This is a genomic window from Pseudomonas sp. RA_35y_Pfl2_P32 (assembly GCF_963970735.1).
In the GTDB taxonomy this organism is placed as follows: Bacteria; Pseudomonadota; Gammaproteobacteria; order Pseudomonadales; family Pseudomonadaceae; genus Aquipseudomonas.
Window position 1 is genome coordinate 1 of record NZ_CAXAQF010000126.1, and the last position, 614, is coordinate 614.

The following is a 614-nucleotide window of genomic DNA, read 5'->3' on the forward strand; positions in this document are numbered from 1 at the left end:
GCTGCCGTCGTGACGTAGCGCTTGTCCGCCTCATGCTTGATGGTGGCCTGCGGCCGGGCGAAGCGCTTGCGCTCAAGCTCGAGGACGTCGCCTACGGCCGCAGGCGGATCGTGGTGCGCCAGCGCGACGACCATCCGCGCGGCGTGCGCGCCAAGGGCTGGCGCGAGCGCGTCGTCGACCTGCATGAGCCGGCGACGCTTGCCGCGATCGCCGATTACGTGACCGCCGAGCGCCCGCGCGACACCGGCAGCCCCTACCTCTTCCTCGTCGGCGGCAACGGGGCGCGCCGGGCTGAGCCGCTCTCCTACGCCGCGCTGGCCAAGCTTTTCGCCCGATCCTGCGAGCGGGCCGGCATACGCGAGCCCTGGATGACCCCGCACGCCTGCCGGCACACGCACGCGACACGCATGTGGGAGGGCGGCATGCGCGAGCTCGCCCTCATGCGCAGGCTTGGTCACGCCTCCCCCGAGTCCACCCGCATCTACACGCGCGTGTCCGACCCGGCGGTCGTCGCCGAGTACCGCCGCGCGCTTGGCCTCGATGTGTCAGCGCCATGAGGGCCGGACCGATCTCTGCCGCCGCAGCAGCGATCGGCGAGCACCCGGCCGCACCAG

The 614-nt window shown here is 73.0% G+C and carries 1 protein-coding gene; it reads left to right on the forward strand.

What is annotated here, in order from left to right:
• The coding region (locus AACY45_RS27440; RefSeq protein ID WP_339548594.1) for a tyrosine-type recombinase/integrase at positions 1-557 on the forward strand (557 nt) is incomplete at its 5' end.
• Positions 558-614 lie beyond the last annotated feature (57 nt).